Annotated in this window: 31 protein-coding genes, 1 pseudogene and 2 riboswitches; of the genes and pseudogenes, 4 read left to right on the top strand and 28 right to left on the bottom strand. The window is 61.9% G+C overall.

From position 1 onward, the window contains the following. Positions 1-49 precede the first annotated feature (49 nt). The 16 genes and pseudogenes from IHV84_RS12165 to IHV84_RS12090 form a co-directional block, all read right to left on the bottom strand. Positions 50-298, bottom strand: coding sequence for a DUF1010 domain-containing protein (locus IHV84_RS12165; protein ID WP_198847051.1), 249 nt, complete (start codon positions 296-298; stop codon positions 50-52). 30 nt (positions 299-328) lie between these two features. Continuing rightward, entirely contained in the window at positions 329-574 is a 246-nt protein-coding gene (locus IHV84_RS12160; RefSeq protein WP_198847050.1) for a DUF1010 domain-containing protein, read from the bottom strand. 20 nt (positions 575-594) lie between these two features. Next, the gene (locus IHV84_RS12155; RefSeq protein ID WP_198847049.1) at positions 595-840 is read right to left on the bottom strand and encodes a DUF1010 domain-containing protein; all 246 of its coding nucleotides are present in this window, start codon (positions 838-840) and stop codon (positions 595-597) included. Between the two features lie 30 nt (positions 841-870). After that, positions 871-1,029: a DUF1010 domain-containing protein gene (locus IHV84_RS20450; RefSeq protein ID WP_233099972.1), complete on the bottom strand. Its 159-nt coding sequence runs from the start codon at positions 1,027-1,029 to the stop codon at positions 871-873. 144 nt (positions 1,030-1,173) lie between these two features. Continuing rightward, on the bottom strand, positions 1,174-1,419 hold the full coding sequence (locus tag IHV84_RS12145) for a DUF1010 domain-containing protein (RefSeq protein ID WP_198847048.1): 246 nt from the start codon (positions 1,417-1,419) through the stop codon (positions 1,174-1,176). A 72-nt stretch (positions 1,420-1,491) separates the two neighbouring features. After that, complete coding sequence (locus IHV84_RS12140) at positions 1,492-2,076, bottom strand: hypothetical protein (RefSeq protein ID WP_198847047.1); 585 nt, start codon at positions 2,074-2,076, stop codon at positions 1,492-1,494. Between the two features lie 16 nt (positions 2,077-2,092). Beyond that, entirely contained in the window at positions 2,093-2,338 is a 246-nt protein-coding gene (locus IHV84_RS12135) for a DUF1010 domain-containing protein (RefSeq protein WP_198847046.1), read from the bottom strand. Between the two features lie 16 nt (positions 2,339-2,354). Continuing rightward, positions 2,355-2,654: a DUF1010 domain-containing protein gene (locus tag IHV84_RS12130; RefSeq protein WP_198847045.1), complete on the bottom strand. Its 300-nt coding sequence runs from the start codon at positions 2,652-2,654 to the stop codon at positions 2,355-2,357. A 19-nt stretch (positions 2,655-2,673) separates the two neighbouring features. Further along, positions 2,674-2,964 (bottom strand): DUF1010 domain-containing protein, encoded by a 291-nt coding sequence (locus IHV84_RS12125; RefSeq protein WP_198847044.1) that lies wholly within the window; start codon positions 2,962-2,964, stop codon positions 2,674-2,676. 29 nt (positions 2,965-2,993) lie between these two features. Further along, positions 2,994-3,239: a DUF1010 domain-containing protein gene (locus tag IHV84_RS12120; protein ID WP_198847043.1), complete on the bottom strand. Its 246-nt coding sequence runs from the start codon at positions 3,237-3,239 to the stop codon at positions 2,994-2,996. Between the two features lie 17 nt (positions 3,240-3,256). Then, a complete protein-coding gene (locus IHV84_RS12115; protein WP_198847042.1) occupies positions 3,257-3,547 on the bottom strand; it encodes a DUF1010 domain-containing protein in 291 nt (96 codons plus the stop codon). 28 nt (positions 3,548-3,575) lie between these two features. Beyond that, positions 3,576-3,821 carry a DUF1010 domain-containing protein gene (locus tag IHV84_RS12110; RefSeq protein WP_198847041.1) on the bottom strand — a complete coding sequence of 82 codons (246 nt, stop codon included), beginning with the start codon at positions 3,819-3,821 and terminating at the stop codon, positions 3,576-3,578. Between the two features lie 16 nt (positions 3,822-3,837). Beyond that, a complete protein-coding gene (locus IHV84_RS12105) occupies positions 3,838-4,137 on the bottom strand; it encodes a DUF1010 domain-containing protein (RefSeq protein WP_198847040.1) in 300 nt (99 codons plus the stop codon). Positions 4,138-4,157: 20 nt separating this feature from the next. Further along, a complete protein-coding gene (locus IHV84_RS12100; protein ID WP_198847039.1) occupies positions 4,158-4,403 on the bottom strand; it encodes a DUF1010 domain-containing protein in 246 nt (81 codons plus the stop codon). 35 nt (positions 4,404-4,438) lie between these two features. Then, a pseudogene (locus tag IHV84_RS12095) lies at positions 4,439-4,711 on the bottom strand (DUF1010 domain-containing protein); the annotation flags it as partial. A gap of 28 nt (positions 4,712-4,739) precedes the next feature. After that, on the bottom strand, positions 4,740-5,030 hold the full coding sequence (locus tag IHV84_RS12090; RefSeq protein ID WP_198847056.1) for a DUF1010 domain-containing protein: 291 nt from the start codon (positions 5,028-5,030) through the stop codon (positions 4,740-4,742). Positions 5,031-5,178: 148 nt separating this feature from the next. Here IHV84_RS12090 and IHV84_RS12085 point away from each other — a divergent pair, with 148 nt between their 5' ends. After that, positions 5,179-6,213, top strand: coding sequence for an integron integrase (locus IHV84_RS12085; RefSeq protein ID WP_198847038.1), 1,035 nt, complete (start codon positions 5,179-5,181; stop codon positions 6,211-6,213). 181 nt (positions 6,214-6,394) lie between these two features. Here the strand turns inward: IHV84_RS12085 and gcvP are convergent, their stop codons facing one another. The 6 genes from gcvP to IHV84_RS12055 form a co-directional block, all read right to left on the bottom strand. Then, positions 6,395-9,295 carry an aminomethyl-transferring glycine dehydrogenase gene (gene gcvP, locus IHV84_RS12080; protein ID WP_198847037.1) on the bottom strand — a complete coding sequence of 967 codons (2,901 nt, stop codon included), beginning with the start codon at positions 9,293-9,295 and terminating at the stop codon, positions 6,395-6,397. 126 nt (positions 9,296-9,421) lie between these two features. After that, complete coding sequence (gene gcvH, locus IHV84_RS12075; protein WP_142084417.1) at positions 9,422-9,796, bottom strand: glycine cleavage system protein GcvH; 375 nt, start codon at positions 9,794-9,796, stop codon at positions 9,422-9,424. A gap of 106 nt (positions 9,797-9,902) precedes the next feature. Continuing rightward, positions 9,903-11,069 carry a glycine cleavage system aminomethyltransferase GcvT gene (gene gcvT / locus IHV84_RS12070; protein WP_198847036.1) on the bottom strand — a complete coding sequence of 389 codons (1,167 nt, stop codon included), beginning with the start codon at positions 11,067-11,069 and terminating at the stop codon, positions 9,903-9,905. Between the two features lie 47 nt (positions 11,070-11,116). After that, a riboswitch (glycine riboswitch) is annotated at positions 11,117-11,242 on the bottom strand. 13 nt (positions 11,243-11,255) lie between these two features. Next, positions 11,256-11,361: riboswitch (glycine riboswitch) on the bottom strand. Between the two features lie 8 nt (positions 11,362-11,369). After that, positions 11,370-12,647 (bottom strand): TRAP transporter large permease, encoded by a 1,278-nt coding sequence (locus tag IHV84_RS12065; RefSeq protein ID WP_198847035.1) that lies wholly within the window; start codon positions 12,645-12,647, stop codon positions 11,370-11,372. After that, a complete protein-coding gene (locus IHV84_RS12060) occupies positions 12,644-13,138 on the bottom strand; it encodes a TRAP transporter small permease (RefSeq protein ID WP_198847034.1) in 495 nt (164 codons plus the stop codon). The genes IHV84_RS12065 and IHV84_RS12060 overlap by 4 nt, the downstream gene beginning before the upstream one ends. An 80-nt stretch (positions 13,139-13,218) precedes the next feature. Then, positions 13,219-14,190 (bottom strand): TRAP transporter substrate-binding protein, encoded by a 972-nt coding sequence (locus IHV84_RS12055; RefSeq protein WP_044402008.1) that lies wholly within the window; start codon positions 14,188-14,190, stop codon positions 13,219-13,221. Positions 14,191-14,534: 344 nt separating this feature from the next. Here IHV84_RS12055 and IHV84_RS12050 point away from each other — a divergent pair, with 344 nt between their 5' ends. Continuing rightward, complete coding sequence (locus IHV84_RS12050) at positions 14,535-14,990, top strand: Lrp/AsnC family transcriptional regulator (protein ID WP_044402098.1); 456 nt, start codon at positions 14,535-14,537, stop codon at positions 14,988-14,990. Between the two features lie 96 nt (positions 14,991-15,086). Here IHV84_RS12050 and IHV84_RS12045 read toward each other — a convergent pair whose 3' ends face one another. The 4 genes from IHV84_RS12045 to IHV84_RS12030 form a co-directional block, all read right to left on the bottom strand. After that, positions 15,087-15,881, bottom strand: a complete 795-nt coding sequence (locus IHV84_RS12045; protein WP_066697352.1) for an ABC transporter ATP-binding protein — start codon at positions 15,879-15,881, stop codon at positions 15,087-15,089. A gap of 22 nt (positions 15,882-15,903) precedes the next feature. Beyond that, positions 15,904-16,809 carry an ABC transporter permease gene (locus IHV84_RS12040; protein WP_198847033.1) on the bottom strand — a complete coding sequence of 302 codons (906 nt, stop codon included), beginning with the start codon at positions 16,807-16,809 and terminating at the stop codon, positions 15,904-15,906. Between the two features lie 103 nt (positions 16,810-16,912). Beyond that, positions 16,913-17,884 carry an ABC transporter substrate-binding protein gene (locus IHV84_RS12035; protein ID WP_156451548.1) on the bottom strand — a complete coding sequence of 324 codons (972 nt, stop codon included), beginning with the start codon at positions 17,882-17,884 and terminating at the stop codon, positions 16,913-16,915. A gap of 216 nt (positions 17,885-18,100) precedes the next feature. Further along, positions 18,101-19,801 (bottom strand): electron transfer flavoprotein-ubiquinone oxidoreductase, encoded by a 1,701-nt coding sequence (locus tag IHV84_RS12030; RefSeq protein WP_198847032.1) that lies wholly within the window; start codon positions 19,799-19,801, stop codon positions 18,101-18,103. A gap of 143 nt (positions 19,802-19,944) precedes the next feature. Between IHV84_RS12030 and IHV84_RS12025 the strand changes: the two genes are divergently transcribed. Then, positions 19,945-20,727, top strand: a complete 783-nt coding sequence (locus tag IHV84_RS12025; protein WP_066697772.1) for an SDR family oxidoreductase — start codon at positions 19,945-19,947, stop codon at positions 20,725-20,727. Continuing rightward, complete coding sequence (locus IHV84_RS12020) at positions 20,724-21,149, top strand: thioesterase family protein (protein WP_198847031.1); 426 nt, start codon at positions 20,724-20,726, stop codon at positions 21,147-21,149. The genes IHV84_RS12025 and IHV84_RS12020 overlap by 4 nt, the downstream gene beginning before the upstream one ends. An 80-nt stretch (positions 21,150-21,229) precedes the next feature. Here the strand turns inward: IHV84_RS12020 and IHV84_RS12015 are convergent, their stop codons facing one another. Together IHV84_RS12015 and IHV84_RS12010 are read right to left on the bottom strand one after the other, a co-directional pair. Beyond that, a complete protein-coding gene (locus IHV84_RS12015; RefSeq protein WP_198847030.1) occupies positions 21,230-21,805 on the bottom strand; it encodes a peroxidase-related enzyme in 576 nt (191 codons plus the stop codon). A gap of 107 nt (positions 21,806-21,912) precedes the next feature. Continuing rightward, positions 21,913-23,361 (bottom strand): catalase, encoded by a 1,449-nt coding sequence (locus IHV84_RS12010; RefSeq protein ID WP_111868442.1) that lies wholly within the window; start codon positions 23,359-23,361, stop codon positions 21,913-21,915. Between the last annotated feature and the right edge of the window lie 42 nt (positions 23,362-23,403).

Raw genomic sequence — 23,403 nt, 5'->3', positions numbered from 1 at the left:
AATGCCGGTGAATAAAACATGGGCCTGAATAAAGCGGGTTTCTAAGCGGCTAACGGACTAGGTAAGCCGCCCGCAGTATGCGGGTCGGCTTGAGCGCCGGGTTAGACCCAAAGCGCAAAAACGAAAGTGACCGCACAGGCCACGGACTACGAAAACCAGAGCTGCCAGCGCTTGCTGCACAAGGGCTAGAGGCCAAAAAGGCTTGAAACTGGGACAACCCATGCAGGCGAAGCCCGAGCGAACGCCAAACACCCAGCGGATAAACGCTTGCGAGGGTAAATGGCGTTTGAATATTCATGGGCTGAAATGAGCAGGAATAAAAGGCAGGCTAACGGCCAAGGTAAGCGGCCCGCAGAATGCGGGTCCGCTTGACCGCAGAGTTAGACCCGAAGGCCAAAAGGGAGCGCCCGGACTTGGACAAGGGCGCAGCCCACGAAAAACCGCTGGGCCACGAAAGCGGCGCAGCGCTGCAAGAAGGATAGCTGGTGGCGCTTGACTGGCAAGCGCTGGCGGCCAAAAAGGCTTGGAAAGCCTTTGAGACATGCGAAGCGCTGGAATAAATAGCGGCCTGCATAAAGCGGGAATATGAAGGGACTAACGGCCAAGGTAAGCGGCTGGCTGAAAGCCAGTCCGCTTGAGCGCAGAGTTAGACCCGAAGGCCAAAAGGGGGCGCCCTGACTTGAAGACGGGCGCAGCCCAGGAAAAACCGCTGGGCCACGGAAGCGGCGCAGCGCTGCAAGAAGGATAGCTGGTGGCGCTTGCTGCACAAGCGCTGGAGGCCCAAAAGGCTTGAAAGCCTTTGGAACAGGGCGGAGCGCTGGAACAGGTGGCTGCGCGCATAAAGCGGGTGATGGGACTAACGCCCTGAGTTCAGCCGCCGCCGTAGGCGGTCGGCTGCGACGAATAGTTAGACCCGAAGGCCAGAAGGGAGCGCCCAAACTTAAAGACGGGTGCGGCCCAGGAAAAAGCGCTGGCCCTCGGGAGCGGCGCAACGCTGCAAGAATGATAGCTGGCAGCGCTTGCTGACAAGGGCTAGAGGCCAAAAAGGCTTGAAACTTGCGCGGCGAATGCAGGCGAAGCCCGGCGCAGCGCCGAAACCTCAAAGGAGAAACCTGTGAGAAAGGCGAACCGCTGGAGTAAATGCTGGCCTGCATAAAGCGGAATATGAAGGGACTAACGGCCAAGGTAAGCGGCCCGCAGAATGCGGGTCCGCTTGAGCGCAGAGTTAGACCCGAAGGCCAAAAGGGGGCGCCCAGCCTTGAAGACGTGCGCAGCCCACGAAAAAGCGCTGGGCCACGAAAGCGGCGCAGCGCTGCAAGAAGGATAGCTGGTGGCGCTTGCTGCACAAGCGCTGGAGGCCCAAAAGGCTTGAAAGCCTTTGGAACAGGGCGGAGCGCTGGAACAGGTGGGTGCGCGCATGAAACGGGTGATGGGACTAACGTTCGAATTAACGGGCGCCGCAAGGCGTCCCGTTGAATGAGGGGTTAGAACTTACTCGCGCTCCACCCGAAATACACCTGCTGCTAGATAGCGAGGCTTCTTGTCTCTGCCAGTCACTGGCATGGGATCAAGAGTTCGAACCCTTTTGCAAGGGAGGTGTTCGGTTACCTTGAGAACTTTCCGAAGTGCTGTTTCTGCATTTACTGCTGTGCCATAGCCGATCATGATGCCGTTTTGTATATCTGGGCACAGTTTAAGAAGCTCTCTGATTCGGGCGTGGTCTTGGTCGAGGCTATGGTGGGTTGTTAGTTTTTTTACCTCGACAACAAAGCGTGGGCAAGCGCGCTTTCCCTTCGACTTGTAGTAGACCGCGATATCAATCCTTCCTCGATCTCCTCGCGACAGATCGGGTGGATCTTCGCCAATAGCCAGAGACATGATGTCTTTGACGGACGCTTCTAGAAATACGACATCTCCCGATTTGGCAAGGTTCTCAGCGATCTTCATTTGAACGAGAGATTCAGGTGCTGATCGCATCGTGATGCCATCAGTCCATTTCGAGTAGAGCGCCTCTGCATCTTTAATCGCATCAATGCATGAAGTAATTAGGTTTCGACGTGAGGTAGCGTGTGACATGTTGGGCTTGTAAGTTCTAACGGCCAAGGTAAGCCGCCCGCCGTAGGCGGGTCGGCTTGAACGCCGGGTTAGACCCGAAGGCCAAAAGGGAGCGCCCGGACTTGGACACGGGCGCAGCCCACGAAAAAGCGCTGGCCCATGAAAGCGGCGCAGCGCTGCAAGAATGATAGCTGGTAGCGCTTGCTGCACAAGCGCTGGAGGCCCAAAAGGCTTGAAAGCCTTTGGAACAGGGCGGAGCGCTGAAATAAGTGGCTGCGCGCATAAAGCGGGTGATGGGACTAACGGCCAAGGTAAGCGGCCCGCAGAATGCGGGTCCGCTTGACCGCAGAGTTAGACCCGAAGGCCAAAAGGGAGCGCCCAGCCTTGAAGAAAGGCGCAGCCCAAGAAAAAGCGCTGGGCCACGGAAGCGGTGCAGCACTGCAAGAATGATAGCTGGTGGCGCTTACTGCACAAGCGCTGGAGGCCAAAAAGGCTTGAAACTTGCGCAGTGCAGACAGGCGAAGCCCGGCGCAGCGCCAAAACCCCAAAGGAGAAACCTTTGAGATTGGCGGAGCGCTGGAATAAATGCTGGCCTGCATAAAGAGGAATATGAAGGGACTAACGGCCAAAGTAAGCCGCCCGCCGAAGGCGGGTCGGCTTGACTGCACAGTTAGACCCAGACGCCAAAACGGGAAACCCCAACTTGACGACGGGCGCAAACTGCGAAAAAGCACGGCGCCACGGAAGCGGCGCAATGCCTGAAAAATGATAGCTACTAGCGCAAGCTGCACAAGCGGTAGAGGCCAAAAAGGCTTGAAACTGGCGAAGCACCCCAAGGCGAAGCCCGGCACACGGCAAAAAAACCAGCGGATAAACGCTTGAGAAGGTAAATGCCGGTGAATAAAGCATGGGCCTAAATAATGCGGGTTTTGAACAGGCTAACGGACTAGGTAAGCCGCCCGCAGTATGCGGGTCGGCTTGAACGCAGAGTTAGACCCGAAGGCCAAAAGGGAGCGCCAAGCCTTGAAGACGGGCGCAGCCCACGAAAAAGCGCTGGGCCACGAAAGCGGCGCAGCGCTGCAAGAATGATAGCTGGCGGCGCTTTCTACACAAGCGCTGGAGGCCAAAAAGGCTTGGAACCCTTTGAAACAGGGCCGAACGCTGGAACGAGTGGCTGCGCGCATAGAGGCGGGCGATGGGACTAACGGGCGAGGTAAGCCGACCGCCGAAGGCGGGTCGGCTTGACCGAAATGTTAGAGCCAGAAGCCAAAACCGATAACTTGGATTTGGCGACGGGCACGAACTGCGAAAAAGCGCAGCGCCACCGAGGCTGCGCAGCACTACGAAAAAAATAGCTGCTGGCGCTTGCTGCACAAGGGCTAGAGGCCAAAAAGACCAAAAGCCAGCGTAACGCCAACAGGCGAAGCCCGGAAAAACGACAAACCCAGCGCTGAATAACGCTTGAAAAATTGAATGCCGTTTGAATAAGCATGGGCGAAATAAATTGGTTTTCTGTGGTGCTAACAGCCAAGGTAAGCGGCCCGCAGAATGCGGGTCCGCTTGACCGCAAAGTTAGACCCGAAGGCCAAAAGGGAGCGCCCAGACTTGAAGATGTGCGCAGCCCACGAAAAACCGCTGGGCCACGGAAGCGGCGCAGCGCTGCAAGAAGGATAGCTGGTGGCGCTTTCTACACAAGCGCTGGCGGCCCAAAAGGCTTTAAAGCCTTTGGAACAGGGCCGAGCGCTGAAATAAGTGGCTGCGCGCATGAAACGGGTGATGGGACTAACGGCCAAGGTAAGCGGCTGGCTGAAAGCCAGTCCGCTTGACCGCAGAGTTAGACCCGAAGGCCAAAAGGGAGCGCCAAGCCTTGAAGACGGGCGCAGCCCACGAAAAACCGCTGGGCCACGGAAGCGGCGCAGCGCTGCAAGAATGATAGCTGGTGGCGCTTGCTGTGCAAGCGCTGGAGGCCAAAAAGGCATGAAACTTGCGCTGTGCACGCAGGCGAAGCCCAGCAGAGCGCCAAAAACCCAAAGGAGAAAGCTCTGAGAAAGGCGAGACGCTGGAATAAATGCTGGCCTGCATAAAAGCGGAATATGAAGGGACTAACGGCCAAGGTAAGCGGCCCGCAGAATGCGGGTCCGCTTGACCGCAGAGTTAGACCCGAAGGCCAAAAGGGAGCGCCCAGCCTTGAAGACGTGCGCGGCCCAGGAAAAAGCGCTGGGCCACGGAAGCGGCGCAGCGCTGCAAGAAGGATAGCTGGTGGCGCTTGCTGCACAAGCGCTGGAGGCCCAAAAGGCTTGAAAGCCTTTGGAACAGGGCGGAGCGCTGGAACAGGTGGCTGCGCGCATAGAGCGGGTGATGGGACTAACGAACGAAAGTAAGCCGCCCGCCGAAGGCGGGTCGGCTTGACTGCACAGTTAGACCCAGAAGCCAGAACGGGAAACCCCAGATTGACGACGGGCGCAAACCGCGAAAAAGCGCTGCGCCACGGAGGCGACGCAATGCTTGAAAAATGATAGCTGGAAGCGCACGCTGCGCAAGCGCTGGAGGTCAAAAAGGCTTGAAACTGGCGCAGCACTCCAAGGCGAAGCCCGGCACACGGCAAAACACCCAGCGGATAACCGCTTGAGAAGCTAAATGCCGGTGAATAAAGCATGGGCTAGATAAAGCGATTTTCTAAGCGGCTAACGGGCGAGGTAAGCCGACCGCAGAATGCGGGTCGGCTTGACCGGAATGTTAGAACCAGAAGCCAAAACGAGTAACTTGAATTTGGCGACGGGCACGAACTGCGGAAAAGCGCTGCGCCACCGAAGCAGCACAGCGCTTGCAAAACAATAGCTGCTTGCGCTTGCTACGCAAGGGATAGAGGCTAAAAAGACCAAAAACCAGCGTAACGCCAGCAGGCGAAGCCCGGAGAAACGGCAAACCAAGCGCTGCCCAACGCTTGAGGAATTGAATGCCGTTTGAAAAAGCATGGGCGACATAAATTGGTTTTCAGTGGTGCTAACTTAAATTAGACGGCATCCATCGTAACCAAGTTGGTCTGCCAAAACAAGATGTATCCCTGGATCCACAGGGATAGTACTTAGGTGATGCCGTTTAGGCAAACCTAAAATTCCCCGGATGAAATCGTCTTCCGATCGTGTCGCTCCCGCCGCGTCGGACGTTCCAGGCGGCGCTCCAGCGCCGAAACTTTTGGATCGTTTGCGTGATCATCTGCGCACGCGCCATTACAGCATTCGCACCGAGACGGCTTATGTCGATTGGGCGCGGCGCTTTATCCTGTTTCACGGAAAGCGGCATCCCCAAGAAATGGGTGCGGCGGAGGTAGAGGCATTTTTGACATATTTGGCGGTGCAGCGCCAAGTATCTGCTTCAACCCAGAATCAGGCGAAAGCCGCGATTTTGTATTTGTACAAGCAGGTGCTGGGTGTGGATTTGCCTTGGCTGGACGATGTGGTGCAAGCCAAAACGCCCAGGCGTTTGCCGGTGGTGTTGACGGCCGCCGAGGTGCGCACTTTGCTGCTGCACACGCAGGGCACCACCGGGCTGATTGCGCAGTTGCTGTATGGCACGGGTATGCGTTTGCTGGAGGCGCTGCGCCTGCGCGTCAAGGATGTGGAGTTTGCCCGGCGCGAGATTGTGATTCGCGAAGGCAAAGGCAATAAAGACCGCATCACCGTGTTGCCCGAAAACCTGATCGGCCCTTTGCAGCAGCAATTGCAGAAGGCGCGGGCGTTGCACGAGAAGGATTTGGCGGCGGGATTTGGCCGTGTGCATTTGCCGCACGCGTTGGCGGTGAAGTACGCCCAGGCGGACCGCAGCTGGGCCTGGCAATGGGTGTTTCCGTCGCCTGTGCGCTCAGTGGATCCGCGCCCCGACGCGGCGACGGGTGCCTTGCTGGAGCGGCGCCACCATGTGTACCCTGAGTCGGTGCAGCGCGCGGTACGCGAGGCGGCCCAGTTGGCGCAGATCGACAAACCAGTGAGTCCGCATGTGCTGCGCCACTCGTTTGCCACGCATCTGCTGCAAGCGGGCTACGACATTCGAACGGTGCAAGAGTTGCTCGGCCATGCGGATGTGAGCACCACCATGATTTACACGCATGTGCTGAGCAAGGGAGGGCGCGGGGTGCTCAGCCCGCTCGATGCGCTGTAATCCCATTTCCAAATCATCTTTATCGTTGTTGCTTCGCCTTGTCGTGCTGCAGCACTGTCAGCGGCTTTGCGCCTAGACATGAGTGATTTGGAAACGGAATCAGCCTCCGTAAAACACAAAGGCCCGTCACCGGGCCTTTGTTTTCATGGGCAGCGCCGTTACAGCGCTGCATCAGCGGGCTTTACGCCAATTCGCTCACCGGCAAGCAGCTGCAGAACAGGTTGCGGTCGCCGTAGACGTTGTCCACCCGGCCCACGGGCGACCAGTATTTGTTGCTGCGTAGGGCGGCCACGGGGTAGGCGGCGGCTTCGCGGGTGTAGGGGCGGTTCCAATCGGCGGCCAGCAGGCTCTCTGCCGTGTGGGGCGCGTTCTTGAGCGGGTTGTTGTCTTGCGGCAGTTGGCCGTTTTCGATCTGGCGGATTTCTTCGCGGATGGCGATCATCGCGTCGATGAAGCGGTCCAGCTCAAACAGGGTTTCGCTCTCGGTGGGCTCCACCATCAGCGTGTTGGGCACAGGGAAGCTCAGCGTGGGCGCGTGGAAGCCGTAGTCGATGAGGCGCTTGGCCACGTCTTCGGCCATTACGCCGCTGGTGTCCTTGAGGTGGCGCAGATCCAGAATGCACTCGTGGGCCACGTGGCCGCTTTTTCCATCCTTGCCTTCGCTGGCGTACAGCGTGGGGTAGTGGTCCTTGAGGCAGGCGCTGATGTAGTTGGCGCTCAGGATGGCGGTTTCGGTGGCGGCCTTCAGGCCTTCGGCGCCCATCATGCGGATGTACATCCAGCTGATGGGCAGCACGGCGGCGTTGCCCAGGGGCGCGGCGCTGACGGCACCCACGCCGCCCTTCACGCCGCCCGTGTCATGGCCGGGCAGGAAGGGAACCAGGTCTTCCACCACGCAGACGGGGCCGACGCCGGGGCCGCCACCGCCGTGGGGGATGCAGAAGGTTTTGTGCAGGTTCAGGTGGCTCACGTCGCCGCCAAACTCGCCGGGGGCGGCCACGCCCACCAGGGCGTTCATGTTGGCTCCGTCCACATACACGCGGCCACCGTGGCTGTGTACCAGGGCGCACAGTTCCTTCACGCTGGTCTCGAACACGCCGTGCGTGCTGGGGTAGGTGATCATGATCGCGGCCAAATTGGCGCTGTGCTGTTCGCACTTGGCCTTCAGGTCGGCCAGGTCCACGTTGCCGTTGTCGTCGCACTTGGTCACCACCACCTGCATGCCCACCATTTGCGCGCTGGCGGGGTTGGTGCCGTGGGCGCTGCTGGGGATCAGGCAGATGTTGCGGTGGCCTTCACCCCGCGATTCGTGGTAGCCCTTGATGGCCAGCAGGCCAGCGTATTCGCCTTGCGAACCTGCATTGGGCTGCAGGCTGATGCCTGCGTAGCCGGTGGCCTGGCACAGCCAGGCGCGCAGCAGCTCGTCCAGTTCCTTGTAGCCTTGCTGCTGGCCGGCAGGGGCGAAGGGGTGCACGTTGGCAAATTCGGGCCAGGTGATGGGAATCATCTCGCTGGTGGCGTTGAGCTTCATGGTGCACGAGCCCAGCGGGATCATGCTGCGGTCCAGGGCCAGGTCTTTGTCAGACAGCGCGCGGATGTAGCGCAACATGCCGGTTTCGGAGTGGTGGGTGTTGAACACCGGGTGTGTGAGGTAGCTGCTGGTGCGGCGCAGGGCGGCAGGGATCAGCGACTCCACGCCGTTTTCAAAGGCGTCGAAGGTGGGGAGGGGTTGCCCGTCTTTGGCGAACACCTTCCACAGCAGCTCGATGTCGGCGCGTGTCGTGGTCTCGTCCAGCGAGATGCACAGGTATTCTTCAAAGTAAATTCGCAGGTTAGCGCCCATGGATACAGCGCGGGCAGCTATTGTTTTGGTAGCGGCGCCGGTGTGCAGGCTCAGCGTGTCAAAGCTGGCTTGTTCACGCACGGGGGCGCCCAGTTGCTTCAGGCCTTGCGCCAGGATGGCGGTGTAGCTGGCCACGCGCTGGGCAATGCGCTTGAGGCCTTCTGGGCCGTGGTACACGGCGTACATGCTGGCGATGACGGCGGGCAGCACCTGCGCAGTGCAGATGTTGGAGGTAGCCTTTTCGCGGCGGATGTGCTGTTCGCGCGTTTGCAGGGCCAGGCGGTAAGCGGGCTTGCCATGCACGTCCACGCTCACACCCACGAGGCGGCCGGGCATGCTGCGCTTGAATTCGTCGCGGCACGCCATGTAGGCAGCGTGGGGGCCACCGGCGCCCATGGGCATGCCAAAGCGCTGGGTGGTGCCGACCACGATGTCGGCGCCTTGTTCGCCGGGGGGCGTGATCAGCGTCAGGGCCAGCAGGTCAGCGGCTACGATGAAGGCGGCTTGCTTGGCATGGGCCTTTTCCACGTCAGCGCGCAGGTCGTCAATGCGGCCGTGGGTGGCGGGGTATTGGGCCAGCGCGGCGAAGTAGTCGCCGTCCAGCAGGGTGTTCCACTCTTCGGCCGAGTTGGCCAGGCGCACTTCCAGGCCCAGGGGCTTGGCGCGGGTCTGGATCACTTCAATGGTTTGCGGATGCGCGTCGCCCGCCACCACGAACACGTTGCTCTTGGCTTTCACCGAGCGCTTGGCCAGCGTCATCGCCTCGGCAGCCGCCGTGGCTTCGTCGAGCATGGATGCGTTGGCAATGGGCATGCCCGTCAGGTCGCACACCATGGTCTGGAAGTTGACCAGGGCTTCCATGCGGCCTTGGGAGATTTCAGCCTGGTAGGGCGTGTAGGCGGTGTACCAGGCGGGGTTTTCCAGAATGTTGCGCAGGATGACGCCGGGCGTGTGCGTGCCGTAGTAGCCTTGGCCGATAAAACTCTTGAGCAGCTTGTTCTTGCCCGCGATGGCCTTTAGTTCGGCCAGCGCTGCCGCCTCGGTGGTGGCCGGGGGCAGGTCCATGGCCTGCGTGCGCGCGATGGAGCGCGGCACGATGGAGTCGATGAGTGCGCGGCGCGAGGCCTCGCCAATCACGGACAGCATGTGGGCTTCGTCCGCTGCGTCGATGCCGATGTGGCGGGGCAGGAATTCGGCGGCGTTCTCAAGCGCAGACAGGGGCAGGGCGGGCGCGTTCATGGTGCGGGCAGGGGTGGGCAGGTGAAAGAAAAGCCGCCGCGCTGTGGGGCTCCTGTTTCAGAGGTTTTTTGGCTCTGAAGGCTTCAGGAATAAGCGCTGGCAGCTATGGTTTTTATAGTGAAAGAATCAGGCGCTGGCAGCGAAGGCGCTGTAGGCGGTCTCGTCCATCAGGTCATTGAGCTGGGCAGCATCGGCCAGCTTGACCTTGAAGAACCAGCCAGCGTTGAGCGGGTCGCTGTTGGCGAGGGACGGGTCTGCTCGCAGGGCTTCGTTCACTTCCACGATTTCGCCGGTGACGGGCATGTACACGTCTGCAGCGGCTTTCACCGACTCGACCACGCCAGCCACTTCGCCCTGGTTGAATGTGGCACCCACTTCGGGCAGGTCCACAAACACCACGTCGCCCAGCGCGTCTTGCGCATGCACGGTGATACCCACCACAGCGGCGTTGGCATCAGCGGCGTTGATCCACTCGTGGTCTTTGGAGAATTTGACGGTCATGGGGAGCTCCTCAAGCAATTGAAAAAGTTTAGGAATCTGCAATGTAAGCGGCTTGGCGCGTTTTGTGGCGGGCCGTTCTGCGCCCGGTGGGGGCGCGCTGGGTCACTTATCCGCGGTAGTAGTTGGCGGGCACGAAAGGCATGGCGCGCACTTCCATGGGCACGGCCTTGCCGCGCACCATGGCGTTGACGCGTGTGCCCACCGCTGCGAAGGCGGGCGTGACGTAGCCGATGGCGATGGGTTCGTTGACGGTGGGGCCCAGCAGGCCGCTGGTCACTTCGCCAATCTTCTGGCCGTCCGTGCTTTGCAGTTCGGTGTGTTCGCGCACGGGCACACGCTCCAGCGCCACCAGGCCCACGCGCTTGCGTGCCAGCGTGGCGGGGTTGTCGATCTGGGCCAGCACCTTGTCGGCGCCGGGGAAGCCGCCTGCACGGGCACCGCCGGTGCGGCGCACCTTCTGGATGGCCCAGTTCAGTGCAGCTTCAGGGGGCGTGGTGGTGGTGTCGATGTCGTTGCCATACAGGCACAAGCCGGCTTCCAGGCGCAGCGAGTTGCGCGCGCCCAGGCCAATGGGCTTGACTTCGGGCTGGGCCAGCAGGGCGCGGGCCAAGGTGTCGGCCTGTGCGGCGGGCACCGAGATTTCAAAACCGTCTTCACCGGTGTAGCCGCTGCGGGTCACAAAGCAGTCGCAGCCTGCAATGCTGAACGCGCCACCGGTCATGAACACCAGCTTTTCCACGCCGGGTGCCAGGCGGGCGAGGGCGGTGGCAGCTTGCGGGCCTTGCAGCGCCAGCAGGGCGTGGTCGGGCATGGGCACGACCTTGCAGCGCTGGCCGATGCGGGCCTGGATGTGGGCAATGTCACCCACCTTGCACGCGCCGTTGACGATGACGAACAGCGTAGGCTCGCCGTCCACCACGCCCTGGTTGAAGAACATCAGGTCGTCGATGATGGTGCCTTCGTCGGTCAGCAGCAGGCCGTAGCGTTGCTTGCCCACGGGCAGGTCGATCACGTCCACGGGCATCAGGGTTTCAAACGCGGCAGCAGCATCCGCTCCGATGAGCTTGAGCTGGCCCATGTGCGACACGTCGAACAGGCCTGCGGCGGTGCGGGTGTGTACGTGCTCGGCCATCAGGCCAGCGGGGTACTGCACGGGCATGGAGTAACCGGCGAACGGCACCATGCGGGCACCCAGTTCGATGTGCAATGCGTTCAGCGGGGTGGTGAGCAGGGGAGCGGCTGGCGTGGCGGGTGCGGAAGAGGCTGCGGACATGGGATGACTCCAGGGCAAATGGGGGCCGCAACCCGGTGGGTTACGGAATTTGCCCTGCTGTCCGCTTTACCTGAGAGATTCACCGCAGCGCCCTGGCTGGCCGTGCGGTTTGCTCCTTCGGTGGATGGCTTCATCACGCACTGTGCGAGCCATCTCTCTCCAGCAAGGGAACGCCCGCATCACTGCGGGCGGTTGTCAGTCCTTTTGCCTGAGCGTTCGGCTGCTGCCTGCGCCTTCGGCGGTGCCGCGCTGCCTTCATCGAAGGTGGGGCACTCTCTCCTGACGGCCGCGATTGTAAGCCTACTTTGCGTAGACCAGGTCGCGCAGCCCTAACGAGATCGATGGCACATAGGTGATGACCAGCAGGCACACCAGGATCACGCCCACGAACGGCAGCAGATGGCCGACGATGCGATCGAGCGAAATCCTGGCCACCGTGCAGGCCGCAAACAAGTTCACGCCGAAGGGCGGCGTGATCATGCCCATGGCCAGATTCACCACCATGATGAGCCCGAAGTGCACCGGGTCCACACCAAAGTGCATCGCCACCGGCGCAAGGATGGGCGCCAGCACGATGATGGCGGCGCTGGTCTCGATGAACATGCCGATGATGAACAGCGCAGCATTCACCCCCAGCAGGAACATGGTGGGCGACTGCAGCACGGCTTCGAGCCAGCGACCAATCGCATCGGGCACACCTGCACGCGTGATGAGAAAGGCAAACAGCCCGGCGTTGGCAATGATGAACATGATCACCGCCGACGAGAGAGCCGACTTGCGCAGGATGGCGTACAGGTCTTTCACCTTGATCTCGCGGTAGATCACCACGCCCACGAGGAGTGCATAGAACACCGCCACGGCCGAGGCTTCGGTGGGGGTGAACACGCCGCCATAGATGCCGCCCAGGATGATGACGGGCATCAGCAGCGCCCAGCCCGCCTGCAAGGTGGCACGGCCCAAGGACAGGCGCCCATCTCCATCGTTCTTGCCCCAGCCTTTGATCTTGCAGTACACCCACACAAACGCCATCAGCGCCAGGCTGATGAGGATGCCGGGGCCAAAGCCCGCGATGAACAGCTCGCCAATCGACACTTCGGCGCTCACGCCGTAAAGAATCATGGGGATGGAGGGTGGAATGATCACGCCCAGCTCGGCACTGGTGGCCTGCAGGGCTGCTGCGTAGCTGGTGGGGTAGCCGTGCTTGATGAGCGCAGGAATCAAAATGGCGCCAATCGCAAACGTGGTGGCCACAGACGAGCCCGACACCGCCGCAAAGATCATGCAGGTGAGCACGCAGGTCATGGGCAGGCCGCCTTGCACGCCGCCCACAATGCTCTTGGCAAATTCCACCAGGCGGCGCGAGATGCCGCCGGTTTCCATCAGGTTGCCGGCCAGAATGAAGAACGGAATGGCCGCCAGCGGAAACTTGTTGATCGAGGCGAACATTTCCTTCACCGAGATCAGCATGTTGGCGTTGGACACCTGAATGCCCAGAATGGACGCAAGCCCGATGGACACGGCCACCGAGACGGTGAGTGCAAAGCACAACACCATGGTGAAAAGCATGGTGGTGGTCATTGCGCTGTCTCCAGTTCCTGGCGTTGGGGGTCAACCCAGTTGCCGATGATTCCAACGGCGCTGAACAGGCCTCCCACAGGCAGCGCCAAATAGGCCCAGTACATGGACACCGATTCCAGCCCCGCCATGGTCTGCACGCCGCCGCGCTTGGCATAGTCCCAGCCAAACCAGACGATCACCGCGATCAGCGCCAGCGCGGCCAGGCTCACCACCGCATCGAGCACACGGCGCAGGGCTGGCGGGCTCCAGCGGTAGAGGACGTCCACGCTCACCATTGCCCCCTGGCGAAAGGCGGCGGGAATGGCCAGAAACACCATCCAGATGAGGCTGAAGCGGATGAGCACCTCGGTCCACTCGGCAGGCTGCTCCAGCACGAAGCGCATCACGATCTGGAACATGCCCAGCGACGAGGCGATGGCCAGCATCAGGCAGGCCGCTGCCATGGCTGCGCCGGTGGTCCACCGCTCTAATTGAAGAAAAGTTTTTTTCATGAACGAAAAAGCCCGTTGGCGCAATGCCAACGGGCGGTACTAGCTATGATTTGTGTAGCGAACGCGAAGATTCCATGCGATTACTTCACGGCACGGATCTTGTCGAGCGTGGCCTTGCCGAACTGCTTTTCAAACTCGGCATTCACTGGGGCCAGGGCTGCCACGAACTTGGCCTTGTCGGGGTTGTCCACCACCGTCATGCCCTTGGCGCGCAGGTCGGCCACGCCCTTGGCGTCGTCCTCGTCCACACGGGCGCGGTTGGCCTTGGTGCCTTCCTTGGCGGCGTCGATGAAGGCCTGCTTGTCTGCAGCGCTGAGCTTGTCAAAAGCGGCCTTGTTCATCACGAAGATGCAGGGCGAGTAGACGTGGCCCGTCAGCGTCAGGTGCTTTTGCACCTGGTCGAACTTGGCCGAGATGATCACGGGCAGCGGGTTCTCCTGGCCGTCCACCGTACCTTGCTGCAGGGCAGTGAACACTTCAGGGAAGGCCATGGGCGTGGTGATGATGCCAAAACCCTTGTAGGCAGCGATGTGCACGGGGTTCTCCATGGTGCGCATCTTCAGACCCTTGAGGTCTTCAGGTCCGTTCACCGAACGCTTGCTGTTCGTCATGTGACGGAAGCCGTTTTCTGCCCAGGCCAGGGCCTTGAAACCCTTGGCGTCAAACTTGGCCAGCAGCTCTTGACCGATGGGGCCATCGAGCACCGCGCGGGCATGGGCCTTGTCGCGGAACAGGAAGGGCACGTCGAGGATTTTGGTCTCGGGCACAAAGTTGGGGATGGGGCCACTGGAGCTGAAGGCCAGCTCTTGCGTGCCCAACTGCACGGCTTCGATGGATTCGCGCTCACCGCCCAGTGCACCGTTGTAGAAGGTCTGCACCTTGTAGCGGCCGCCCGTGCGCTTTTCCACTTCCTTGGCAAACGTGTCGATGGCCACGCCCTGGTGCGAGTTCTGGGCCGTAGAGATGCTGATGCGCATGGTGGTCTGTGCGGCCGCTGTGGCAACAAAGCCCAAAGCAAGGCTCAGGCCGACGACGAGTTTGGTCAATTGCATGGTGTCTCCTGTGGTGGGGCGCAGCCACGGTGGCGCGCCGGTTCAGAGCCATTATGTTGGCCTCTGTCGCGCCAGAGCATCGGGGTTTGTGCTGGTAAGTGTGCTTATCAGTCGCCTGGGCAACTGCGCAGTCTGCCCTGCAGTGCAGTGGGCCCCAAATGGCAAGCGCCCCGTGCTGGCGGTAACCAGCCGGGGCCTTGGCAGTTGGGGCGGCTCCGGTAAGAGCGCCTTGATGCAGTGAGTATGCAGAGTGCGCCCCGGTTTTGTTTTCTGTTTTGTCTTCAAATTTTGAATAAAACAGAAATATCTTCTGATTTGGTGTCCGTGGCGGAATAATGGCTGCCATGGACAAGATTGACCGAAAAATTCTCGCTGTACTGCAGGCCGATGCCCGCGCCAGCCTGCAAGAGATTGGGCAGGCCGTGGGGCTGAGCCCTTCGCCTTGCTGGGGGCGCATCAAGAAGATGGAAGAAGCCGGGGTGATCCAGGGCTACACGGTGCGTATCAACCCGCAGGCGCTCGATTTGGCCGATACGGTGCTGGTACAGGTCACGCTCGACAGCCATTCAGACAACACGCTGGAGAAGTTTGGTGAGACGCTGGCCAGCATCCCGGAGGTGATCGAGGCGCACCTGGTATCGGGCGACTACGACTACCTGCTGCGCATCGTGGTGAAAGACACGCGCGACTACGAGCGCCTGCTGCGTGAGAAGCTCTACAAGATCAAAGGCATTCGCCACAGCCGTTCCAGCTTTGTGCTGCGCACGCTGAAAAAGGCGGATCTACCGTTGGGCGTGTAATGGGGGCGTTATGAACAAAAATAGCTGCTGGCGCTTACCCAGTAAGCGCCAGCAGCTATCAATTCAGTAGCGTTTTGGTGGGGTGGCTGGCTGCTGTCAGCCCAGCAGCAACGCGTCGTCGGCCAGCTTTTCGCCGCGCACCTTCTCGAACATCTGCAGCAGGTCGGGCACATCCAGGCGCTTGCGCTCTTCGCCCGACACATCCAGCACCACCTGGCCCTGGTGCAGCATCACCGTGCGGTCGCCCACATCCAGCGCCTGGCGCATGCTGTGCGTGACCATCATGGTGGTGAGCTTCTGTTCGGCCACGATGCGTTCGGTCAGGCGCAGCACGAAGTCGGCGGTGCGCGGGTCGAGTGCGGCGGTGTGCTCGTCAAGCAGCAGGATGCGCGAGGGCTGCAGCGCTGCCATCAGCAGGCTCACGGCCTGGCGCTGGCCGCCAGAGAGCAGGCCGATGCGGTCAGTCAGGCGGTTTTCCAGCCCCAGGCCCAGCGTGGCCAGGCGCTCGCGAAAGCCCTCGCGCATCGATGCCTTGACGGCGCGGCCCAGGTTGCGGAACGTGCCACGGCGCTGGGCCAGTGCCATGTTCTCTTCGATGGTGAGGTCTTCGCAGGTGCCCGCCATCGGGTCCTGGAACACGCGCGCCACGCGCTCGGCACGGGCCCACACGGGCATACGGGTGACGTCCACGCCATCGATGGCGATGCGGCCGCTGTCCACTGTCTGATCGCCCGAAATGGCATTCAGAAAGGTGGACTTGCCGGCGCCATTGGAGCCAATGACGGTGACGAACTGCCCGGCCGGAATGTCCAGCGACATGCCGCGCAATGCGCGGGTTTCGATCGGCGTGCCGGGGTTGAAGGTGATTTCGAGGTGTTGGGCGCTCAGCATGGGGCTCTTTCGGTGCGCGGGTTCAGGACGGCTTGCGCTTGGCGAACTTGCGCTTGGCGAACTTGCGCTTGAGCTGCGGAATCACCAGCGCCACGGCCACCAGCACGGCGGTGACCAGGTTCAGGTCTTGTGCCTTGAGGCCGATGAAGTCGCTGTTGAGCGCCAGGGCGATGAAGAAGCGGTAGGCGATGGCGCCGATGATGACCGCCAGCGTGGCATAGATCAGGCGGCGCGAGGGCAGAATGCTCTCGCCCACGATCACGGCAGCCAGGCCGATGACGATGGTGCCAATGCCCATGGAAATGTCGGAGCCGCCCTGCGTCTGCGCAAACAGCGCACCGGCCAGACCCACCAGCCCGTTGGAGATGGCCATGCCCAGCAGCAGCATGGCGCCGGTGTTCACGCCCTGCGCGCGGGCCATGCGGGCGTTTGAGCCGGTGGCGCGAATGGCCAGGCCGCGTTCGGTAGCAAAGAACCAGTCCAGCAGCAGCTTGGCGGCCACCACGATGACGGCGAGGATCAGCGGGCGCGCAATGTAGTCCTGCATGCCTTCGGGCTGCAGCAGCACGAACAGCGTGGGGTCGTTGATGAGGGGCACGTTGGGCCCGCCCATGATGCGCAGGTTGATCGAATACAGCGCGATCATCATCAGGATGCTGGCCAGCAGGTCCATGATCTTGAGCTTGACGTTGAGCCAGCCGGTGATCAGCCCGGCCACGGCGCCAGCCGCCGTGGCAGCCAGCGTGGCCACCCAGGCGTTGGTGCCGGTGGAAATCAGAATGGCGCAGACGGCGCCGCCCAGCGGAAAGCTGCCATCCACCGTGAGGTCAGGAAAGCGCAGCAGCCGGAACGAAATGAAAACGCCCAGGGCCACCAGGCTGAAGATCAGGCCGATTTCAACGGCGCCGAGCAGGGAAAAGAAGGACATGGGCAGCGGGGCCAGCAAGGGGAAAAACAAAGCAGGAGCCACGCGGGGCATGGCTCCTGCCGGAGGGGCCGGGCATGCGCCCAGCCCTGCAGCACGGCGGTGCTTACTGCACCACTTGCGCGGCCGACTTGACCAGCGCGTCAGACAGCTTCACGCCCTGTTTTTCGGCAGCGCCTGGGTTCACGAACAGTTCCATCTTGGTGCTGATCTCGGGCTTGATGTCGCCGGGCTTTTCACCCTTGAGAATGCGCGCCACCATGCGGCCGGTCTGCTCGCCCAGGTCGCGGTAATTGATGCCGAAGGCGGCGATGGCGCCGCGCTTGACGCTGTCGGTGTCGGATGCCACCAGCGGAATCTTGGCGTCCTGGCCCACCTTCACCAGTGCCTCGTAGGCCGACACCACGTTGTTGTCAGTGCTGGTGTAGATCACATCGACCTTGCCGATCAGGCTGCGTGCGGCGCTGCTCACGTCCACCGAGCGGGGCGCTGCGGCCTCCACCAGCGTCATGCCCAGCTTGGGCAGCAGGGTCTGCAGTTGCTTGACCACGACCACCGAGTTGGCTTCGCCGGGGTTGTAGACCACGCCCACGCGCTTGGCGTTGGGCACCACCTGCTTGACCAGTTCCATCTGCTTGTCCAGCGCCAGCAGGTCGGACACGCCAGTCACGTTGCCGCGCGATGGCTCCCAGTCTTTGACCAGCTTGGCGGCCACGGGGTCGGTCACGGCGGAGAAGACCACGGGCACCGTCTTGGTCGATGCAATCACGGCCTGGGCCGAGGGTGTGGCAATGGCCACGATGGCGTCGGGATTGTCACCCACGAACTTGCGGGCGATTTGCGCAGCAGTGCCGGTGTTGCCCTGCGCGCTTTGGTACTGCCACTTCAGGTTTTTGCCGGACTCGAAGCCTGCTTCTTTCAGGGCTGCCTGCACACCGTCGCGCACGGAGTCGAGGGCAGGGTGTTCCACGATGGCCGTCACGGCCACGGATTTTTGCTGTGCACTGGCGGGGGAGATGGCGGCTACGGCCAGGGCGAGGGCACCCAGGGACATCCAGGGCAATTGCTTCAAGTTCATCTTCGGGGACTTTCTGAGGGGGAGAGATACCGCGGGCCCCGGTGAGGCTGCGTTGGGGCCAGCCCATGAGTTTACTTCGCTGTGCCTGGCAGGCCGCCTGCTGGCGGCAGCCGTCCCACGCGGGTGCTCGGCTTTTCATGCCGCCATCGGCTATCCAAACAAAAAGGGCCTGCAAGGCAGGCCCCTCCAGCGCGAGGCGCTATGGTTTTTGCAGGCTTACATGCCAGCGTAGTTCGGACCGCCACCGCCTTCGGGCGTGACCCACACGATGTTCTGTGTGGGGTCCTTGATGTCGCAGGTCTTGCAGTGCACACAGTTTTGCGCGTTGATCTGCAGGCGCTGGGCATCGCCGCCCTTGGTGGTGTCGGGCACAAACTCGTACACGCCGGCGGGGCAGTAGCGCGCCTCGGGGCCTGCGTACTTGGCCAGGTTGATGTTGACGGGCACGCTGGCGTCTTTCAGCGTCAGGTGCGCTGGCTGGTTCTCTTCGTGGTTGGTGTTGCTGATGAACACGCTGGAGAGGCGGTCAAACGTCAGCTTGCCATCGGGCTTGGGGTAGTCGATGGGCTTGCACTGCGCTGCAGGCTTCAGGTAGGCGTGGTCGGGCTTGTCGCGGTGCAGCGTCCAGGGGATATGGCCGCGCAGCACGAATTGTTCAAAGCCGTTCATCAGCGTGGCGGTGGTCAGGCCGTACTTGAACCAGTTCTTGAAGTTGCGGTCCTTGTTCAGTTCGGTGTGCAGCCAGCTGGCTTCAAACGCCTTGGGGTAGGCGCTCAGCTCGTCGTGCTGGCGGCCTGCCACTACGGCTTCATAGGCGGCTTCTGCGGCCAGCATGCCGGTCTTGATGGCGGCGTGGCTGCCCTTGATGCGGCCCACGTTGAGGTAACCCGCATTGCAGCCCACCAGTGCGCCGCCAGGGAACACCGTCTTGGGCAGCGCGTTGATGCCGCTGGCGTTGATGGCGCGCGCGCCGTAGGACAGACGCTTGGCGGTGACTTCACCCTTTTCGTTCTCGAAGTAGTAGCGGACGTTGGGGTGCGTCTTCCAGCGCTGGAATTCTTCAAACGGACTGAGGTAGGGGTTGGAATAGCCCAGACCCGTCACAAAACCGACGGCGACCTTGTTGCCTTCCAGGTGGTACAGGAACGCGCCGCCATAAGTGTCGTTCTCCATGGGCCAGCCAGCGGTGTGCATCACAAAGCCGGGCTGGTGGCGCTTGGGGTCGATTTCCCACAGTTCCTTGATGCCGATACCGAAGCTTTGCGGGTCACGGCCTTCGTCCAGGTGGTACTTGGCAATCAGCTGCTTGCCCAGGTGGCCGCGTGCGCCTTCGGCAAACACGGTGTACTTGCCCAGCAGTTCCATGCCGAGCTGGAAGTTGTCGGTAGGCTCGCCTTCCTTGCTGATACCCAGGTTGCCCGTGGCCACGCCGCGCACCGAGCCGTCTTCGTTGTACAGCACCTCAGCCGCCGCGAAGCCGGGGAAGATTTCCACGCCCAGGGCTTCGGCCTGCTCGGCCAGCCACTTGGTGACGGCGCCCAGGCTCACGATGTAGTTGCCGTGGTTGTGTGCAAAGGGGGGCAGCAGCGGGTTGGGTACGCGAAAGCCCGACTTTTGGCTCAGGAAGATGTAGGCATCGTCGGTCACCGGCTGGTTCAGTGGCGCGCCCTTGGCCTTCCAGTCGGGGATCAGCTCGGTCAGGGCCTTGGGGTCCATGATGGCGCCCGACAGAATGTGCGCACCGGCCTCAGAGCCTTTTTCCAGCACGACCACGGACACATCCTTGCCGTTTTCAGCAGCCAGTTGCTTGAGGCGAATGGCTGTCGACAGACCGGCGGGGCCACCGCCGACCACCACCACGTCGTACTCCATGGATTCGCGGGGACCGTACTGGGCAAGAATTTCTTCGTTTGTCATGAGCGTCTCGTCGGGCGTTTGATAATGGTTTGATTTTCTACCGGCAATGGTGCGTCCACTGTCTGGCTGGGGACTGATTGTATGCAAGCGAACGCACACAATCGAACGATCGTTCTATTTTTCGGAATTTGGAGGAAATTCAAATGGCATACAGCATCGACCTGTCTGGCCGCGTGGCCTTCGTGACCGGCGCTTCCAGCGGCCTTGGCGCCCAATTCGCGCGCACCCTGGCCCGTGCGGGCGCAGGCGTGGTGCTGGCCAGCCGCCGCATCGAAAAGCTCAAGGAGCTGCGCGCCCGCATTGAAGGCGAGGGCGGCGACGCCCATGTGGTGGAGCTGGACGTGACGGACCACGATTCCATCAAATCCGCCGTGGCACACGCCGAGACGGAGATGGGCTCCATCGACATCTTGGTCAACAACTCGGGCGTGAGCACGACCCAGCGCATCCAGGACGTGACGCCTGAGGACTACGACTTCATCTTCAACACCAACGTCAAGGGCGCCTTCTTTGTGGCGCAAGAGGTGGGCAAGCGCATGCTGGCCCGCTCGCGCGGCGCGGCGCCCGGCAGCTTCACGGGCGGGCGCATCATCAATATTGCCTCGATGGCCGGCCTGAAGGTGCTGCCGCAGATTGGCGCCTATTGCATGAGCAAGGCCGCCGTGGTGCAGATGACGCGCGCCATGGCGCTGGAGTGGGGCAAGTTCGGCATCAACACCAACGCCATCTGTCCTGGTTACATCGACACCGAAATCAACCACCACCACTGGCAGACCGAGCAAGGCCAGAAGCTGGTGAACATGCTGCCGCGCAAGCGCGTGGGCAGCCCCGAAGACCTGGACGCACTGCTGGTGATGCTGGCCAGCGACCAGAGCCATTTCATCAACGGCGCGGTGATTGCGGCGGACGACGGCTTCGCGGTATGAAGATCGAAATCCCCGAGGTCAAAAAGCTCGTTTTTGAGACACGCTTCCCGGTGCGCTGGGGCGACATGGACGCCATGGGCCATGTCAACAACACCGTCTACTTTCGCTACCTGGAAACGGCCCGCATCGACTGGATGGTGTCGGTGGGCTGCAACCCCGACCCGCGCGGGCAGGGGCCGGTCATCGTCAATGCGTTCTGCAACTTCTACAAGCAGCTCGAATACCCCGCCGATGTGCTGCTCAAACTCTACGTGAGCGACCCGGGCCGTACCACGTTCGAGACCTGGGGCACGATGGAGCGGGTGGACCAGCCGGGCGTCATCTGTGCGGCCGGTGGTGCCACCACCATCTGGGTGGACTTCCCGCAGCAGAAGGCGGCGCCGCTGCCGGACTGGATGCGGACGCTGGTGACGGCGGACTGAAAATTTAGTGAAATAGGGCTCCAGCGCTTTATGGATAAGCGCTGGCAGCTATCAAAAATGCAGCAATTGTGTCGTGCTGATCACTTCTGCTTGGGCACCCGACCCATCAGATAGAACTCGGGATTGGGCTGCATGCCCGCAAAGCTGGCCATGCGGTTGGACAGGCCAAAGAACGCCGTGATGGCCGCGATGTCCCAGATGTCCTCGTCGTCAAAGCCATGGGCGTGCAGGGCGGTGAAGTCGGCGTCTTCCACCTCATGCGAGCGCTGGCAGACCTTCATCGCAAAGTCGAGCATGGCACGCTGGCGCGGCGTGATGTCGGCCTTGCGGTGGTTCACGGCCACCTGGTCGGCCACAAACGGTTTCTTCTCGTAGATGCGCAGGATCGCGCCATGCGCCACCACGCAATACAGGCACTGGTTGGCCGCGCTGGTGGCAGTGACGATCATCTCGCGCTCGCCCTTGGTCAGGCTGCCTTCTTCCTTGAGCATGAGTGCGTCGTGGTAGGCGAAAAACGCCCGCCACTCGGCCGGGCGGCGCGCAAACGCCAGAAACACGTTGGGGATGAAGCCCGCCTTCTCCTGCACCTCAAGGATGCGGGTGCGGATGTCCTCGGGCAGGGTGTTCAGATCGGGAAAAGGGTAGCGCGCGGCCATGGGGGTTGTCTCCTTACGAATGTCAGGGCTCCAGCATAGCCATGAAAAAGCCCCCGCACCGCCAGCGCGGTTGCGGGGGCTGCTGCGCTGGTCCGCGCAGGGGCGTTTTAGAGGCGACCGGCGCGCTGCGCTTCGATGGCGCGCGCCACGCCTGCGCCGTAGGCCGGGTCGGCCTGCGTGCAGTGCGCGATGTGCTTGTCAACAATGTGCTGGGACACCCCGGCAATGTTGCGTGCCGTGTTCTCGCAGAGCAGCTGCTGCTTGTCGGGTGTCATCAGGCGGAACAGGTCGCCCGGCTGGGTGAAGTAGTCGTTGTCGTCGGCGCGGTAGTCCCAGCGGTCGGCGGGGCCGTGCAGGGCCAGCGGTGGCTCTGCGTAGGCAGGCTGCTCTTGCCATTCGCCCTTGGTGTTGGGCTCATACGCAATCGTGCCGCCGTGGTTGCCGTCCACGCGCATGGCACCGTCGCGGTGGTAGCTGTGCACGGGGCAGCGGGGCGCGTTCACCGGGATGGAGTGGTGGTTGACACCCAGGCGGTAGCGCGCCGCGTCACCGTAAGAGAACAGGCGCGACTGCAGCATGCGGTCGGGCGAGGGGCCAATGCCCGGCACCATGTTGGCGGGGGTGAACGAGGCCTGCTCGACATCGGCAAAGTAATTGCGCGGGTTGCGGTTGAGCTCGACGATGCCCACTTCGATGAGCGGATAGTCCTTCTTGCTCCAGACCTTGGTCAGGTCGAACGGGTGGAAGCGGTAGGTGGCGGCATCTGCCTCGGGCATGATCTGCACGCACAGTTTCCATTGGGGGAACTCGCTCCGGTCGATGGCTTCGAGCAGGTCGCGCTGGCTGCTTTCGCGGTCACCCGCGACCACGGCGGCGGCTTCGGCATCCGACAGGTTTTCAATGCCCTGCTGGCTCACGAAGTGGAACTTGACCCAGAAGCGCTCGTTGGCCGCGTTGATGAAGCTGTAGGTGTGCGAGCCGAAGCCGTGCATGTGCCGGTAGCCGCGCGGAATGCCGCGGTCGCTCATCACGATGGTGATCTGGTGCAACGCTTCGGGGAGGCTGGTCCAGAAGTCCCAGTTGCTCTCGGCGCTGCGCATGTTGGTGTACGGGTCGCGCTTGACGGCCTTGTTCAGGTCGGGGAACTTGAGCGCGTCGCGAAAGAAGAACACCGGCGTGTTGTTGCCCACCAGGTCCCAGTTGCCTTCTTCGGTGTAGAACTTCATGGCGAACCCGCGGATGTCACGTTCGGCATCTGCCGCACCGCGCTCGCCGGCCACGGTAGAAAAACGCGCGAACATTTCGGTCTGCTTGCCCACTGCAGAAAAGATTTTGGCCGCCGTGTAGCGCGTGATGTCCTGGGTGACGGTAAAAGTGCCAAACGCGCCCGAACCCTTGGCATGCATGCGGCGCTCGGGGATCACTTCGCGGTTGAAATGGGCCATCTTTTCCAGGTGCCACACATCCTGCAGCAGCATGGGGCCGCGCGGGCCGGCGGTCAGCGAGTCCTGGTTGTTGGCAACCGGCGCGCCTGCAACGGTGGTGAGTTTGGTCATGGCGATGTCCCTTTCATTGGTGGTCAGACTGGCTGGAAAACG

It is taken from the genome of Acidovorax sp. IB03, assembly GCF_016406015.1.
In the GTDB taxonomy this organism is placed as follows: domain Bacteria; phylum Pseudomonadota; class Gammaproteobacteria; order Burkholderiales; family Burkholderiaceae_C; genus Acidovorax; species Acidovorax temperans.
Note: the sequence above shows the minus strand (reverse complement) of the source record. Positions and strands in the feature narration are given on the sequence as shown.